Here is a 14,285-nt window from a genome sequence, read left to right as displayed (position 1 = left end):
TACGAATGAGCGCCGGCTCGGTACCCGCGGACGACGACCCGTTCGAGGAGCAACGCGAACGGGTCGAGAACCCGATGAAGCGCCTCTTCCGCGACTACGGGTTCCCGAATCTCCGCTATCTTCTCGCGGGCATCGTCTCCTCGATCGGCGCTCGACTCCTCGACCTCGTTCCGCCAATCCTCCTCGGATTCGCCGTCGACGCGATCTTTAGCCAGGAGAAGTCCTACGCTGCGATCTGGCTCGTGCCGGACGGCTGGATTCCTGCAACCCAGGAGGGGCAGGTCTGGTTCACGGTCGGACTGATCGCTGCGACCTTCTCCTTCGGTGCGATCTTTCACTGGACGCGGAACTGGGGGTTCAACGCGTTCTCACAGAACATCCAGCACGCGATACGGACCGACACCTACGACGCGATGCAGGGGCTGGACATGGACTTCTTCGCCGACAAGCAGACCGGCGAACTGCTCTCGATCCTCTCGAACGACGTCAATCGGCTCGAACGGTTCCTCAACGACGGACTGAACTCGCTCTTTCGCCTCTCGGTGATGGTCCTCGGGATCGCCGGCGTCCTCTTCTACTACAACTGGCAGCTCGCGCTGGTCGCACTTCTGCCTGTGCCGCTCATCGCCGGATTCACCTACCTGTTCATCCAGATCATCCAGCCAAAGTACGCCGAGGTCCGATCGACCGTCGGGAACGTCAACTCCCGACTCGAGAACAACCTGGGCGGAATCTCGGTGATCAAGGCCTCGACGACGGAGTCCTACGAATCCGATCGCGTCGACGACGTCTCCCAGGACTACTTCGACGCGAACTGGGACGCGATCGACACGCGGATCAAGTTCTTCCCCGGCCTCAGAGTCCTCGCCGGCTTTGGCTTCGTCGTCACCTTCCTCGTCGGCGGGCTGTGGGTCGTCTCCGAGCCAGGGCAGGGGCCGTGGTTCTTCACGGAGCCCATCTCGACCGGCGAGTTCGTCACGTTCATCCTGCTCACCCAGCGGTTCATCTGGCCGATGGCGCAGTTCGGGCAGATCATCAACATGTACCAGCGGGCCCGCGCCTCCAGCGCCCGCGTCTTCGGGCTGATGGACGAGCGTGGCCGCGTCGAGGAGTCTCTCGATGCAAAGGAACTCGAAGTCACCGAGGGCTCCGTCGCGTACGAAAACGTGAGTTTCAGCTACGACGATCCCAAGACGCTCGATGACGACGAGTCGGTCGACCTGATCCTCGACTCGGTCGACTTCGACGTCGAGGGCGGGGAGACCGTCGCGCTCGTCGGACCGACGGGTGCAGGGAAGTCGACGGTCCTGAAACTCCTCCTCCGTCTCTACGACGTCGACGACGGCGCCGTCCGGATCGACGGAACCGACGTCAGAGACGTCACCCTCCCGAGTCTCCGCCGACAGCTCGCCTACGTCCAGCAGGACACCTACCTCTTCTACGGCAGCGTCGAGGACAACATCCGATACGGTACGTTCGACGCCTCGCGCGAGGAGGTCGTCGAGGCCGCCAAGGCTGCGGAGGCACACGACTTCATCACGAACCTGCCGGAGGGCTACGACACGGAGGTCGGCGAACGCGGCGTCAAACTCTCCGGCGGCCAGCGCCAGCGGATCGCCATCGCACGCGCCGTGCTCAAGGATCCGAAGATCCTGGTCCTCGACGAGGCCACGAGCGACGTCGACACCGAGACGGAGATGCTGATCCAGCGGTCGCTCGACGATCTCACGGCGGAACGGACGACGTTCGCGATCGCACACCGCCTCTCGACGATCAAGGACGCAGACCAGATTCTCGTCTTCGAGGACGGCGGTATCGTCGAGCGGGGAACTCACGAGGATCTGCTCGCACGCGACGGGCTCTACGCCCACCTGTGGGCCGTGCAGGCAGGCGAGATCGACGAACTGCCGGACTCCTTCGTCCAGCGTGCTGCCGAACGACGGGCACGGACGGACGTGGAAACGGACGACGACGATTGAGGACCGACGGCGATCGAACGCCGAGTGCGCCGGTCGATTTTCTGCGAAGGACGCTCGAGCTCTGCCGGCGGGGAGTGGATACGGACGGTGACGATCGACCGACTGGATCGAACGGTCCAGAACGGATACTGCAGCTGCTGGTGCTCGAACCGAGAGAGTTAGTGAGTGAGGGGTGGGCGGTGAGTGGGTGGTGAGTGGGTGGTGAGTAGGTTAGAGTGTGGGCAGTGAGTGGGCGGTTGAGTAGGTTAGAGGCTGGGCGAGCGGTGGGTGTGGGTGCCCCGACTGGCAGCGGCCCGCTCCCCTCGTCGGTTCCTCAGTCGTCCTCGGCGGCGTCGATCGCACGATTCGCTCGCTCCGGTAGTCGGTCACGGATGACGTCGCCGATGTCCGGAACGAACTCGTCGTCGCTGGGCAGCAGCTCGTACAGCGCTCCGAGCAGGAGTCCCCACACGGTGTGGCTCAGCAGGCCGACCGCCGTGAGGTGGGGAATCGTCGCGTCGAGCCCCACCGCCATCATCCAGATCGGCATGACGATCCCCGCTGCGACGAGCCACAGCAGGAGTCCCCAGCCGAGCCCAACGAGCGTCGAGCCACGGAACGAGGCGGTCAGATCGTCCAGCGGTGCGACCGTACAGCCGGCGGCGAACAACAGCGCGAACAGGACGCTGTGGAACAGGTGGGTGACCCAGCCCACGAGCGAGTGCTCGACGCCGTAGAGCGCGCCGAGGACCGGCATGACGTCGGCAATCTGGTCCATGAACGCGCCCATCGCGAGCCCGGCGACGAGTGCCGCGACGGAGACGCGGACGAGGTCGGCGATGGGCACGCCAAGCGCGAGCGCGGGCGTCGAATGTTCGCGCGTTCGCTGGAACGAAACGGTCACCGCGGCGCCGTCCTCGTCCACAGCGTCGATCGCGCCGTCGTACTGTTCGACGAGGAGTCGCACCATCTGGAGGCCGTATCCCCGGGAGGGATCGTCGTACTCGGGGAGGGAACGTGCGGCGAGGACCGCCTCCGCGGACTCGGGCAGTCCTGGACCGTCGTCACGAACGGTGAGCTCGACCGTTCGCGCGTTCTGTGCGACGTCGAGCACGACACTCGCGTTCGGACCGGCGTGTTCGATCGCGTTCTCGAGGAGTTCAGCCACGAGCAACTCGACGCGATCGTCGGCACGAACGAGGGCGTCGTCCGGAATCGTACCGTCGACGGTCACGTCCGCATCCGCTGGCAGTTGCTCCAGTACGGCCGTTACCGCGTCGCCGAGGTCTGTCGCGATCACGTCACCGGTGGTCGCGGCGAACTCGGTGACGTGATCGACGGTGCGCTCTATCTGCTCGGTGGATTCACGGAGTGCGTCGCTGGCGCCGTCGACGTCGTCGTCCTCCAGCCCGTCGGCGTACCCCCTGACAATCGAGGCAGTGTTGAGGATCTCGTGGCGGAGCAGCCTGTTGACGAGCATCGCACGTTCGGCGTACTGGATGAGCTGTTCGTTGGTCCGTCTGTTCTTGGCGCTCCGATCGCCGACGATCGCGCCGAGGATCGCTCCGCCCAGCAGTACGTTCGCGATCACGATCCCGGACTGCTCCCAGAGCTGGTCGAGCGGTTCGCCCTGGAGCACGGTGTTCAGCGCGGTCGAGAAGAGCACGAGGACCATCGCGAACGTTCCCAGGGCCGTCCAGCGCCAGACCGTCCTGGCGTAGGCGTGCGAGACTGCACCGACGCCGATAGCGACGCCGAAGACGGTGAGGCCCAGCCCCGCGGAGAGTGGGACCAGGATGGCGAACACGAACGTGTCGACCTCGGCCTGGATTGCACCGGCGACGAGGAAGCGAGTCAGCCCGAACGCCAGCAGCGCGAGCCCGAACCCACTGAGGCGTATCCCGGGTCGGGAATCGCTCATGACAGACGGCTCGAACGAGCCACACAATAAGTGTCGGGGAACCGTCCCGCACACTGCAGTTCCGGGCGATCGCGCTATCGCGACCGTCGGGGTTGAAGGCGATCGGGATCGATCCGTCGGCCATGCACCTCGCGGAGGCAGCCTGGACAGACGTCAGGGCCCTCGAGACGGAGCTCGCCGTCCTTCCCGTCGGTAGCACCGAGCAGCACGGCCCGCACGCCCCGCTCTCGACGGACACGCTCGCCGCGGAAGCCGTCGCGGCTGCGGGCGCCGAACGCTTCGGCCAGGAGGAAAACGGTGAGGATACAGCTGGTGGAAACGAGATCGTCGTCGCTCCCGCGATACCGTTCGGTGTCGCTGAGGAGCACCGTCAGTTCGACGGGACGATGTGGGTCGGCGAAGACACCTTTCGGTCCTACGTTCGCGACGCCGCCAAGAGTCTCGCCCACCACGGCTTCGATCGGATCGTCTTCGTCAACGGCCACGGCGGGAACGTCGACGCGTTGCGGGAAGTCGCGGGGCGACTCTCTCGTGACGGCGACGCCTACGCGGTCCCGTTCACCTGGTTCGACTCCGTCGACGCGCCCGACATGGGTCACGCTGGACCGGTGGAGACGTCCATGCTCCGGCACGTCGCACCGGAGCTGGTTCGCGACGACCGCCTCGACGAAGCCGTCGCCGGCGCGAGCGACGGCTGGGGCGAGTGGGTTGCTGGCGTCAATCTCGCATTCGACAGCGCGGAGTTCTCCGAGAGTGGCGTCGTTGGCGATCCGATGGATGCCGACGCCGATCGAGGCGACGCGCTCCTTTCGGCCGCGGCCGAGGCGCTCGTGGTGCTTCTCGAAGCAGTCGGGCAGCGCGATCCGCCGGGCCAGGCCGACGACTGACCCGCAGTCACCTGACGAGACGGTTCGTCGATCGAAATCCGTTTTCCCTCTGACACCGGATGCACAGTCATGCGACCGGTTCCGGCCACTGTCTACACGCGCGAGGATTGCGAGCTGTGCGACGACGCGATCGACACGCTCCAGTCGGTGGCCGATTCGGAAGGCATCGACCTCTCGCTGTCGGTCGTGGACGTCGACGAGGATCCGGAGCTCAGGGAGGAGTACGGGGAGCGAGTCCCCTACGTGCTCCTCGACGATCGGCCCGCGTTCAAGTACGGCGTCGACGCCGTCGCAGCGCGGAGCAAGCTCCGCGCGCTCGCCGAGGAGCAGACGTAGCCAATCGTCGTCTCTCGGAGGCTCACTCGCATCGTATCAGCTGCAGCCGCCCTCCCGATCGGCCGACGTCGCTGAACGACCGAATCGGTTCGGGAGAAGTCGAAGGACGTCCGCGAACCGACGCACAATCGTATGCCACGACTGGATATCCGCGAGGTGCCACCGCCCGAACGACATCCACTGATCCACGAGGCGTTCGACGAGATGGACTCGGGTGAGACGCTGACGATCGTCAACGATCACGAGCCCAAGCCCCTCTTCTACGAGTTCCAGGCCGAGGTCGATGGGTTCGACGCGGACGAGTACGCCGTCGAGAAGACGGGGCCGAACGAGTTCGAGGCCGAACTGCCGAAGGAATGACGCCGGAGGTGGTGGCCCTCGACGAGCTCGACGCCGAGCCACACGCGGTGCTGTTCGAGGACGAACCGAAGACCATCCGCCTTTCGCTCGCGGCGGGTGACGAGATCGCGGCGCACAGTCACCCGGATCGACAGATCGTCTTCCACCTGCTCAGCGGCTCGATTGACGTTACGCTGGACGACACGACTCACGTACTGGAGCCGGGGGACGTCGCCAGGTTCGACGGGAAGCGGGATATCGCACCGCTGGCGAAGGAAGACAGCACCGCATTGCTCGTGCTCGCTCCCCGGGCGGAATCGTAGTTTCTTCCACGGAGTCGGAGTCCCCTCGGGCGGAATCGTTTCGCCGTTCGGCTGCGTTACTCGGTCGCCGTTTCGATCGCCTGATCGAGGTCGGCGATCACGTCGTCGACGTCCTCGAGTCCGACGGAGAGCCGGACGAGGTCGTCGGTGACGCCGCTCGCGAGTTGCTCTTCGTCCGTCAGCTGCTGGTGCGTCGTCGAGGCGGGGTGGATGATCAGCGTCTTCGCGTCGCCGACGTTGGCGAGGAGGCTCGCCAGCTCCGTCGACTCGACTGTCGTCCGTGCGGCGTCGTACCCGCCCTCGAGCCCGAAGCAGATCATGCCGCCGTAACCGCCGTCGAGATACTCCGAGGCCGCGTCGTGCGTCTCGTGATCCTCGAGACCGGGATAGGTGACCCACTCGACCGCGGGATGGTCGGCGAGGTGCTCGGCGACGGCCATCGCGTTCTCGCAGTGGCGTTCCATCCGGAGTGGCAGCGTCTCGAGCTTCTGTGTCGTCACCCACGCGTCGAAGGGAGCCTGCTGATTGCCGAGGTCTCGGAGCGCGCGGGCCCGGGCGGTCATGCTGAAAGCGAGTTCGCCGAATCGCTCGTTGAAGTTCACGCCGTGATAGGCCGGATTGTCGCCCGCGATCTCCGGGTAGTCCTCGGCGGTCCAGTCGAAGCTCCCGCCGTCGATCAGGACGCCGCCGATCGTCGAGCCGGCGCCGTGGATCCACTTCGTGGTCGAGTGCCAGACGAGGTCGGCGCCGTGATCGAGCGGGTTGCAGAGATAGGGCGTCGCGAACGTGTTGTCGACGAACAGCGGCGCGCCGTTCTCGTGGGCGATGTCGGCGATCCGCTCGAGGTCGGGCGTGACGAGCGCCGGATTGCCGATCGTCTCGAGGTGGACGTAGGCGGTGTCCTCGTCGATCGCCTCCTCGTAGGCGTCGTAGTCCAGGGTGTCCACGAACCGCGTCTCGATGCCGCGACGCGGTGCGGTGTGGGTGAAGTACGTGTACGTGCCGCCGTACAGCGCCGAGGCGGTGACGACGTTGTCGCCCTCGCTGGCGAGCGTGAACGTCGCGAGGTCGAGCGCCGCCATGCCACTTGACGTGGCGATCGCGCCGACACCTCCCTCGAGCGACGCGAGGCGTTGCTCGAGGACGCCGTTGGTCGGGTTCATGATCCGGCTGTAGATGTTGCCGGGCTCCTCCAGTGCGAACAGCGACGCGGCGTGTTCGGCGTCGTCGAACTCGTAGGAGGTGGTCTGGTAGATCGGCGGCGCACGGGCGCCAGTCGTCGGGTCCGCCTCCTGTCCGGCGTGCAGGCTTCGCGTGTGGAAGCCCAGATCGTCGTCTGACATACCGAGTAGTGGTTCTCGGGGGCTGTGCAAGAAGGTTGTGCGGAACGAGCCGACGAACCACCCTTTCCGGTAGCCCGGGACTCCCCGGAGTCAGTCCGTGGTCGAGGAGACGATCGTCGCGCTCTGTGCGCGTTCGACGAACAGCGAGTAGGCGAGGACGACGAATCCGAGCGCCGTGAAGGTGCTCTGGACGGCGATACTCTGGAGGAGCGACGCGGCGGTCAGCTGGTGGAGCGATCCGCCGAACAGCGTCCCCAGGGTCACGAGCCCGAGACCTGCGCTGAGCGCACGCAGCGCGCGTGAGCCGGTTCTCGTGTACGCTCGATAGGCCAGGAAAACGATGGCACTCCCGAAGACGAGCGTCACGGTGTTCGCGGCGACGACTGCGCTAGTGAGGGCGTCCATTCGTACTACCTCCTGCTGCTGGTTGCGGTGGACCGATCGTGCATGGCGACTCTACCGGAGAGACGGGGCAATCGGTAATCAATCGACCGCTCGATTCTCGGCTGGCTGGAACCGGCCGTGGAGTGAGACCGAATCATGGTCACTGCGTCTCGACCGTGGCCGGCGTCGGCGACCGCAGTTGCTCGTCGGCGAAGCGCTTGATCACTTTCTCCTCGGCGCGGTGGAGCGTCTCCGAGCAGGTGGACTTCGCGATGTCGAGCGCGTCAGCGAGCTCCGTCATGGAGGACTCTCGCGGCGTGTCGTAGTAGCCCATCTCGATCGCCGTCGTGATGAGTTCGCGCTGCCGATCTGTCAGGAGCCGCTCGGAGTCTGCTCGGGGGCTGACGTACTCGACGTCGAACTCGAGGCCGAACGCGTCGAACTGCCGTCCGAGCTCGGAGAGGCGGTCCCGGGAGGCCGTCAGCTCGAGCGTCGTGGTACCGTCGACGATCTCGATCGGGAGCTCGATCGGCATTCTGGACTCACGCGCCGAGAAGAGCAACAGCGGCTGCGTGGTCTCGAACTGGATCATCGCACGGTCCTCGCCAGCCTGGAGCAGTTCGAGGCGGCTGATCGCCTCGTGGTCCTCCATGTCGGCGAGGACCGGTCTGGGGTCGTCTGCCGTGAGTTCGACGAGACCGAACCCTGCGTCGCCTCCCGGAAGGGCAGCGAGGACCCGGAACTGGGCGTCCGGATGGGCCGTGGACACGTCCTTGATCCACGTCCCGTCCGGGAGCGTAACGGTGAGTTCTGCGTGCGTCATGGAGCGATCTCTGTGAGATAGTACGACGTACAGCCTTGTATGATCGGGTGCGATTCCCACGGCCTGAGAAATCGACTCCGTCGAACGACGGCCAGCGGACCGAGCACCACTCCGGGGATCTGGCAACGATCGGGGAATAGCAACGCCGACGGACAGAGCAACGGTCCGGGAGAGGCGAGGACGCAACTGTGAGCGATCCCCACGCTTGGGTTCCCGCATTGAACACTTCAATTTATTAGGGTGGAGTCCCGATACCACACCATGAACGGGGAGGACCCAGCGGCAGCGACCGAGTACTCCGAGCCACGGGTCCCCGCCCCACTGCGCGACCGCGTCGAACGACTGTTCGTCGCCGAGCGCGGCTACGAACCCGCGAGTTTCCAGGAAGCCCTCAGCGTGGTCCTCGACGTCGCGGACGAGGCACGAGACCCGTTGGCGGCCGCTCCCGAGCAGCGTATGGACGAGGATCCCGGCGAATCGGCCGCGTCCAGTTCGTCGGCGCCGCCAGTCACCGATACCCCAACGGATACCGACGACGAGCCGCCCGCCGATCGGTCGATCGACGTCGGCGTCGACGAGGCGTCTCTGGAGCGCTCCGGGGACGATTCCGTCAGTTTCGACGAGTACGTCGACGGCCTCGAGGAGACGCGACAGGACCCCTCGCCTGCCGTCGAGTCGATCCTCGACACCGAACACGCCGACAGCGTCGTGCGAGATCTCGCCGCGGAGGTGCTCGAGGAGATGACCCAGGACGCCTTCCAGGAACTCGAACACGGCGTGGACCACGGCGTCGCCGGGGTCACCGACGGCATGGGGTCCACTGCGACTGCCGACGGGTCCGGGACTGCACCCTCGGAGAGCACCGGCGACGGCGTCCCCGAGTCGCTCACCGCGGACCCCACGAGCGACTGCGCCGTCTGTGGCCGTTCTCATCCGGTCAGCGTTCTCCACACCACGATCCTCGAAGACGAGGGGAGCGTCGCGCTCGTGTGTCCGTCCTGCGCCGAGTGAGCCAAGCGCGGCACGTCCGTTGCCGTCGGCTTCCGTTCAACATTTCAGTAACTACTTGATCGTCAGTTCGAGTCCCGATCGTCACTGCTTTGCTGCATCGCCAGCCAGTCCCGCGCATGTCGACACTGGACTCGGTTGCGACTGTCCTGCACGTACTCTTCGGTGGGCTCTGGATCGGTAGCGTCGTCTTCGTCGCGCTCGGCGTGCTTCCACTCGGCCGCGACGCCGAGATCGATCCACAACCGCTGGCGACGATCGTCGATCGAGTGCTGACGCTTTCGCGAGTGGCAGCGCTGGTGATGCTCGCGACCGGCGGACACGTCCTCTATCACGTCACGCTGGGCGGGGAGATCAGTGCGGAACCCCTGACCAGTAGCGGTCGCGGCCACCTGCTACTCACGATGATCGTCCTCTGGCTCGGCGTGATCGCGACCGTCGAGATCGGGTCCAGCAAGCTCTCCGACGGCCTCGAGGCCGGGAAGCTCCGGGAACCGTCTCGCGATGCGCTGCCGTGGTTCCGCGTCGGGGCACTCTGTGGCGTCGCGGTCCTGACGATCGGCGGCATGCTCTCGGCTGGTATCGGCGTCTGAGTGGCTGGCGTGCTCGGCGGGGCGGGAACCTGGACATCGCCTCGAAGTCTCCACGCCCGACCTCGTCGAACACCGCGTAATCGATCCCGTCTTCGTCGAGCGCATCGAGTACGTTCGAACGCTGGCCCTCGGGAATCAGGACTTGAACGAAGCGCATTGTCTCGGATGGTCTCTGACAGCGTCGCCCGCGTATGACGCCACTTCCTGTGTCGGCCGTGGCTGGTCAGCGATTCGACGACGGACGGCACACGCGTCCGTTACTGTCCGGCGGACCGATCGCAGTCGCGAATATCCCGACGACCCGCACTGACCGACTTAGCCTGCGACCTGCTGGGCCGCGAGTGCTTCGCGGAGCTGCGTCTCGTCCTCGGGTGAGAGGTTCGTCTCGATGATCTCGAAGTCGACGTCGTCGAGCTCCTGTTCGATGCGCTCGAGTCGGACGTCACGCGCGAGCAGGAAGAGCGCGGAGGTGCCCGGCTCGACCTTCTCCTCCACTTCCTCGATGAACTCGTCGTCGATCCCGATGTCGGTGAACTTCCCAGAGAGGGCACCGGTCACTGCGCCGATCGCCATTCCCAGCCAGGGCATCCAGAAGATGATTCCGATGAGTAGTCCCCAGAAACCCCCGCCGAGTGCACCTGATCCGACGAGGCTGTGGGCCTGTTTCACGTGCGTCTTTCCGTCTTCGTTCCGAACGACCACCGCGGCGTCCTCCAGCGTGATGAGCTCGCGCTTCTGGAAGTCGAACATGCGTTCGCGCATGGCTTCGGCGCCGGTCTCGTCTTCGAACGCGAGTACTACGAGTGAACTCATGCAGGACCGTCGTTCGCGGCTTGTGGTCTTTGTTAGCCACTCTCGTGCCCCAGTAATCCGACGCACAACGCCACGGTACGCCGGACGTATCTCGCGGACCGAGCGGAACGTCGAGCGTTGGATCGCCGACGTGATCGATATGCCCGTGGTACTGAGAACGCTCCGGACCGTCACTCGAACGATCGATGGCCGAGACGTACTATCTCGTCAGCGACCTCCACATTGGCGGCGACGAGCAACTCGAAATGGTTGACTTCCTCGAGGAGTTCCTGACCTTCCTGCGCGAGCTGGAGCGGAGCGACGAAGACGCCGAGCTGATCGTCAACGGCGACGCGTTCGGGCTCTGGGAGTTCACCGAAGTCGAGGGACTCGCGAAGTTCGACGAGCTGGTCGATCGCTATCCCGAACTGTTCGAGCAGCTTCGAGCGACGGGCGAGGAGGTGCAGATCACCCTCATCCCGGGCAATCACGACTACGAACTGGCAGCGTATCCCGAGTACGTCGATCTCCTCGCCGAGTACAACGTCACCCTGGAGCAGACGACGGCGATCGAGCGCGACGTCGGCGAGTACGCGATCCACGTCGAGCACGGGATGCAGGAAGATCCAAACAACCGCATCCCCGACTTCGGGAACCCGTACGCGAACCCGCCGGGGTACTTCGTGAACCGCCAGATAACGAGCCGTGCGGGACGGATCTCCGGTCGCGGGAAGTACAACTGGCTCAAGGACATCCAGGCGGTGACACCGATGACGCAGATCCCCGACTGGATGATCTCGAACTACTTCTACCGCGAGATGAGTCCGTGGCTCCGATACGCGTCGGTGCCGTTCCTCCTGCTGTTCAACCTCGGACTGGCGTACGTAGTGGTCTACTTGCTCGACTCCCTGGGGCTCTGGTCGTTCCCACTGGATACCTTCCAGTCACTCCTCGCGGATTTCGGCCCCATCGGACGGCTGGTGGACCTCTTCTTCGCTGCGAACCTGGTCCTCGTCGGACTGTTGATCGCCGTCTCGATCCCGCTGTACTTGTTCGCTCGCGACGTTCGTACGACGCTCCGACGCTTCGGCCTGGTCCGTCCTCCGCGCGACCGCGATCCGGTGGCGAAGTATCACGACCGGGCCAGGGAAGTGTTCGCAGAGGATTCCGCGGTTGCCGTGTACGTCTACGGGCACACGCACCGCCCCGCCGTGACCGAGATCGACGATCGGCTCGTCGTCAACACGGGGACGTGGCTCAAACGCCTCCACCGGGTCGAGGTGCTCGTCGGCATCCTCCCGCCGGTCTACTACACTTCGTACCAGCTCAACTACGTCCGGGTCACGGCGGCGAACGACGGCGTTCGCGTCGAGTACGACGTGATCGACAAGCCCGATCCGGACGATGAGACGCTCCTCCAGCGTCTCATCACGCGATCCCCGAAACGCCGGTCGGCGATCCCCCGAGAAACGATCGTCAGCCCGTCCCGGGAGCAAGCCTCGGACCTGGAGGAATCCGACGCCGCGGATCGGTAGCGGATCGGAATCCAGTGAAACGGCGCCTTCCCGGAAGATCGGCGACAAGTGAACAGGGGTGATGGGATGTTGCAAGCAGCTCGGAAGCGATCCGCTCCTGCAGATCGTCTCTCGGTCGCTCGATGGACCCGATCCGCGTCCTCGCGACCGGCTATCTGTCGGGGGCGCGTTCTCGACGAACGTCGGATGCTGAGACGGCCTCCCTCACCGCTACCGAGCGGACCCCGGGCTGCGGGGAACCGGAACCACTACCTGCCGGCACGCCGCAGCCCGGGACATGCACGTAGGCGTTATCGGCCTTGGGCGAATGGGGCGGATCGTCGTCGATCGGCTGCAGGACGCCGGTCACGACGTCGTCGCGTTCGACATCGACGAGGAGGCAGTCGCCGACGCAGCCGACGCCGGGGCCACGCCCGCGGCGTCGATTCCAGACGTCGCAGAGTCACTCGGCGAGGACGCCCGAATCTGGCTGATGGTCCCCGCCGGCGACCCCGTCGACGCCGCGCTCGCCGAACTCGAGGGGCACGTCGACGGTGACGACGTGATCGTCGACGGGGGCAACTCACACTTCGAGGCCTCCGTTCGGCGGGCGGACGCCACCGAGGCAGCGTACCTCGACTGCGGAACGAGCGGCGGACCCGCGGGGGCAGAGCTCGGATTCTCGCTGATGATCGGCGGTCCGGAGTGGGCGTACGAGGCGATGGTGCCGGCGTTCGACGCCGTAGCGACCGGGCCAGACGGCCACGATCGGATGGGCCCCGTCGGATCGGGCCACTACGTGAAGATGGTACACAACGGCATCGAGTACGCGCTGATGCAGGCCTACGGAGAGGGGTTCGAACTCCTCGCGCGTGGCCGGTACGATCTGGACCTCGAGTCCGTGGCCCGCACCTGGACCAACGGCGCCGTGATCCGGTCCTGGCTCCTCGACCTCTGTGAGGAGGCGTTCCGCGAGGAAGGATCGAACCTCGGCGACGTCGCCGATCACGTCCAGGGGGGCTCTACCGGTACGTGGACTGTGCAGGAGGCCCTCGAACAGGAGGTTCCGGTCCCACTGATATACCAGGCGCTCGCGGAGCGCTTCGACAGTCGGGAGGATCGATTCGCCAGGAAGCTCACGAACCGGCTGCGCTACGGCTTCGGGCGTCACGAGGTCGTGCGAAACGACTGACGGAGCGACAGGATCACTCTCCTACTCTTTCTCTCTCCCTCTCTCCCTCTCTCGCTCTTCTCTCGTCCTTCCCTCTCTCTTTTCCACTCACATATTCCCCCTCTTTCTCTCGATCCTCCCTCACCCTCTCACCCTCTTCCTCTCACACGTTCCCCTCCTTCTCTCGATCCTCCCGCTCCCTTGCTCGCTCCATCTGTCTTCTCCCCACGTCGTCCCTTCTCCACTTCACCTCGATTCGCAGTCGTCAATCGGCGATCACGACATCGTCGGAGCGATCGAACTCCATCTCCGTCGCGATATCGTCGGCGAGTGAGGCGCCCCAGAACCGCTCGACGAGCCGGAACCCAAGATCGATGCCAGCAGTGACGCCGCCGGCGGTGAGGACGTTGCCCTCGTCGACGACCCGGGCGTCGACGGCCTCCGCGCCCGACTCGCGGAGATCCTCGATCGCTCCCTGGTGAGTCGTCGCCCGTTTTCCGTCGAGCAATCCACCGGCTTCGAGAATCATCGCACCAGTGCAGACGGCCGCCACGATCGCACCGCCCTCGTGGGCCCTGCGAACCGCCTCCGGCAGATCACCGGACTGGACTTCGGCCCACGCCCCGGCGACGGCTCGGTCGTTCCACCCACCGCCCGGGACCACCAGCACGTCCGCTCGATCGGTGAGCGCCCCCTGCGAGGCGACGCTGAGATCGTGGGCCCCTGCGATGCTTGTCGCGTCGCCGAGCGTGACCAGTTCGACGTTCGCAGCAGCACCACGCTCCACCGCATTCTCCAGCACCTCGTAGGGCCCGATCGCGTCGAGTTCGTCGAACCCATCGAACGCGACGATCTGGATGGAGCGGCGGTCGGTCGAATTCATGGCAGTCATC

At 65.5% G+C, this 14,285-nt stretch carries 15 protein-coding genes and 1 pseudogene; 9 read left to right on the top strand and 7 right to left on the bottom strand.

The genetic code is table 11. From position 1 onward, the window contains the following. Positions 1 to 5: 5 nt before the first annotated feature. A complete protein-coding gene (locus ACZ5KP_RS00680) occupies positions 6 to 1,979 on the top strand; it encodes an ABC transporter ATP-binding protein (RefSeq protein ID WP_460918918.1) in 1,974 nt (657 codons plus the stop codon). A gap of 313 nt (positions 1,980 to 2,292) precedes the next feature. Here the strand turns inward: ACZ5KP_RS00680 and ACZ5KP_RS00675 are convergent, their stop codons facing one another. Continuing rightward, the gene (locus tag ACZ5KP_RS00675; RefSeq protein WP_460918917.1) at positions 2,293 to 3,879 is read right to left on the bottom strand and encodes a sensor histidine kinase; all 1,587 of its coding nucleotides are present in this window, start codon (positions 3,877 to 3,879) and stop codon (positions 2,293 to 2,295) included. Positions 3,880 to 4,001: 122 nt separating this feature from the next. Between ACZ5KP_RS00675 and ACZ5KP_RS00670 the strand changes: the two genes are divergently transcribed. The 4 genes from ACZ5KP_RS00670 (at position 4,002) to ACZ5KP_RS00655 (ending at position 5,764) form a co-directional block, all read left to right on the top strand. Next, positions 4,002 to 4,766 carry a creatininase family protein gene (locus ACZ5KP_RS00670; RefSeq protein ID WP_460918916.1) on the top strand — a complete coding sequence of 255 codons (765 nt, stop codon included), beginning with the start codon at positions 4,002 to 4,004 and terminating at the stop codon, positions 4,764 to 4,766. 69 nt (positions 4,767 to 4,835) lie between these two features. Next, positions 4,836 to 5,102: a glutaredoxin family protein gene (locus ACZ5KP_RS00665; RefSeq protein ID WP_460918915.1), complete on the top strand. Its 267-nt coding sequence runs from the start codon at positions 4,836 to 4,838 to the stop codon at positions 5,100 to 5,102. Positions 5,103 to 5,234: 132 nt separating this feature from the next. Beyond that, positions 5,235 to 5,462 carry a DUF2249 domain-containing protein gene (locus ACZ5KP_RS00660; protein WP_460918914.1) on the top strand — a complete coding sequence of 76 codons (228 nt, stop codon included), beginning with the start codon at positions 5,235 to 5,237 and terminating at the stop codon, positions 5,460 to 5,462. Continuing rightward, complete coding sequence (locus ACZ5KP_RS00655) at positions 5,459 to 5,764, top strand: cupin domain-containing protein (protein ID WP_460918913.1); 306 nt, start codon at positions 5,459 to 5,461, stop codon at positions 5,762 to 5,764. The genes ACZ5KP_RS00660 and ACZ5KP_RS00655 overlap by 4 nt, the downstream gene beginning before the upstream one ends. A gap of 56 nt (positions 5,765 to 5,820) precedes the next feature. Here the strand turns inward: ACZ5KP_RS00655 and ACZ5KP_RS00650 are convergent, their stop codons facing one another. The 3 genes from ACZ5KP_RS00650 to ACZ5KP_RS00640 all read right to left on the bottom strand — a co-directional run bounded on the left by ACZ5KP_RS00650 (position 5,821) and on the right by ACZ5KP_RS00640 (position 8,314). Beyond that, on the bottom strand, positions 5,821 to 7,107 hold the full coding sequence (locus ACZ5KP_RS00650; protein ID WP_460918912.1) for an O-acetylhomoserine aminocarboxypropyltransferase/cysteine synthase family protein: 1,287 nt from the start codon (positions 7,105 to 7,107) through the stop codon (positions 5,821 to 5,823). Positions 7,108 to 7,197: 90 nt separating this feature from the next. Beyond that, positions 7,198 to 7,512, bottom strand: coding sequence for a DUF7521 family protein (locus ACZ5KP_RS00645; RefSeq protein ID WP_460918911.1), 315 nt, complete (start codon positions 7,510 to 7,512; stop codon positions 7,198 to 7,200). A gap of 139 nt (positions 7,513 to 7,651) precedes the next feature. Next, complete coding sequence (locus ACZ5KP_RS00640; protein ID WP_460918910.1) at positions 7,652 to 8,314, bottom strand: helix-turn-helix domain-containing protein; 663 nt, start codon at positions 8,312 to 8,314, stop codon at positions 7,652 to 7,654. A gap of 261 nt (positions 8,315 to 8,575) precedes the next feature. On the opposite strand from ACZ5KP_RS00640, the gene ACZ5KP_RS00635 reads away from it, so the two are divergent. Then, positions 8,576 to 9,325, top strand: coding sequence for a hypothetical protein (locus tag ACZ5KP_RS00635; protein ID WP_460918909.1), 750 nt, complete (start codon positions 8,576 to 8,578; stop codon positions 9,323 to 9,325). Positions 9,326 to 9,441: 116 nt separating this feature from the next. After that, positions 9,442 to 9,915, top strand: coding sequence for a transporter (locus tag ACZ5KP_RS00630; RefSeq protein WP_460918908.1), 474 nt, complete (start codon positions 9,442 to 9,444; stop codon positions 9,913 to 9,915). 22 nt (positions 9,916 to 9,937) lie between these two features. Here ACZ5KP_RS00630 and ACZ5KP_RS00625 read toward each other — a convergent pair. After that, positions 9,938 to 10,072: pseudogene (locus ACZ5KP_RS00625) on the bottom strand (TIGR00341 family protein); the annotation flags it as partial. Between the two features lie 158 nt (positions 10,073 to 10,230). Beyond that, on the bottom strand, positions 10,231 to 10,728 hold the full coding sequence (locus ACZ5KP_RS00620) for a DUF1269 domain-containing protein (protein ID WP_460918907.1): 498 nt from the start codon (positions 10,726 to 10,728) through the stop codon (positions 10,231 to 10,233). A gap of 185 nt (positions 10,729 to 10,913) precedes the next feature. Between ACZ5KP_RS00620 and ACZ5KP_RS00615 the strand changes: the two genes are divergently transcribed. Further along, positions 10,914 to 12,242 (top strand): metallophosphoesterase, encoded by a 1,329-nt coding sequence (locus ACZ5KP_RS00615; protein WP_460918906.1) that lies wholly within the window; start codon positions 10,914 to 10,916, stop codon positions 12,240 to 12,242. A gap of 277 nt (positions 12,243 to 12,519) precedes the next feature. Then, positions 12,520 to 13,413 (top strand): decarboxylating 6-phosphogluconate dehydrogenase, encoded by an 894-nt coding sequence (locus tag ACZ5KP_RS00610; RefSeq protein WP_460918905.1) that lies wholly within the window; start codon positions 12,520 to 12,522, stop codon positions 13,411 to 13,413. Between the two features lie 244 nt (positions 13,414 to 13,657). Here the strand turns inward: ACZ5KP_RS00610 and ACZ5KP_RS00605 are convergent, their stop codons facing one another. After that, positions 13,658 to 14,275: a DJ-1/PfpI family protein gene (locus ACZ5KP_RS00605; protein ID WP_460918904.1), complete on the bottom strand. Its 618-nt coding sequence runs from the start codon at positions 14,273 to 14,275 to the stop codon at positions 13,658 to 13,660. Positions 14,276 to 14,285 lie beyond the last annotated feature (10 nt).

The sequence above is a fragment of the Salinarchaeum chitinilyticum genome, from assembly GCF_055390775.1.
This window is presented reverse-complemented; position numbering and strand designations above follow the sequence as displayed.

Bases quoted from the DNA above. Each gene is read 5' to 3' on its own strand.
- ACZ5KP_RS00650 (WP_460918912.1), bottom strand. From the start codon at position 7,107: ATGTCAGACGACGATCTGGGCTTCCACACGCGAAGCCTGCACGCCGGA.
- ACZ5KP_RS00635 (WP_460918909.1), top strand. From the start codon at position 8,576: ATGAACGGGGAGGACCCAGCGGCAGCGACCGAGTACTCCGAGCCACGG.
- ACZ5KP_RS00645 (WP_460918911.1), bottom strand. From the start codon at position 7,512: ATGGACGCCCTCACTAGCGCAGTCGTCGCCGCGAACACCGTGACGCTC.
- ACZ5KP_RS00665 (WP_460918915.1), top strand. From the start codon at position 4,836: ATGCGACCGGTTCCGGCCACTGTCTACACGCGCGAGGATTGCGAGCTG.
- ACZ5KP_RS00605 (WP_460918904.1), bottom strand. From the start codon at position 14,275: ATGAATTCGACCGACCGCCGCTCCATCCAGATCGTCGCGTTCGATGGG.
- ACZ5KP_RS00680 (WP_460918918.1), top strand. From the start codon at position 6: ATGAGCGCCGGCTCGGTACCCGCGGACGACGACCCGTTCGAGGAGCAA.
- ACZ5KP_RS00615 (WP_460918906.1), top strand. From the start codon at position 10,914: ATGGCCGAGACGTACTATCTCGTCAGCGACCTCCACATTGGCGGCGAC.
- ACZ5KP_RS00670 (WP_460918916.1), top strand. From the start codon at position 4,002: ATGCACCTCGCGGAGGCAGCCTGGACAGACGTCAGGGCCCTCGAGACG.
- ACZ5KP_RS00660 (WP_460918914.1), top strand. From the start codon at position 5,235: ATGCCACGACTGGATATCCGCGAGGTGCCACCGCCCGAACGACATCCA.
- ACZ5KP_RS00620 (WP_460918907.1), bottom strand. From the start codon at position 10,728: ATGAGTTCACTCGTAGTACTCGCGTTCGAAGACGAGACCGGCGCCGAA.
- ACZ5KP_RS00630 (WP_460918908.1), top strand. From the start codon at position 9,442: ATGTCGACACTGGACTCGGTTGCGACTGTCCTGCACGTACTCTTCGGT.
- ACZ5KP_RS00675 (WP_460918917.1), bottom strand. From the start codon at position 3,879: ATGAGCGATTCCCGACCCGGGATACGCCTCAGTGGGTTCGGGCTCGCG.
- ACZ5KP_RS00640 (WP_460918910.1), bottom strand. From the start codon at position 8,314: ATGACGCACGCAGAACTCACCGTTACGCTCCCGGACGGGACGTGGATC.
- ACZ5KP_RS00655 (WP_460918913.1), top strand. From the start codon at position 5,459: ATGACGCCGGAGGTGGTGGCCCTCGACGAGCTCGACGCCGAGCCACAC.
- ACZ5KP_RS00610 (WP_460918905.1), top strand. From the start codon at position 12,520: ATGCACGTAGGCGTTATCGGCCTTGGGCGAATGGGGCGGATCGTCGTC.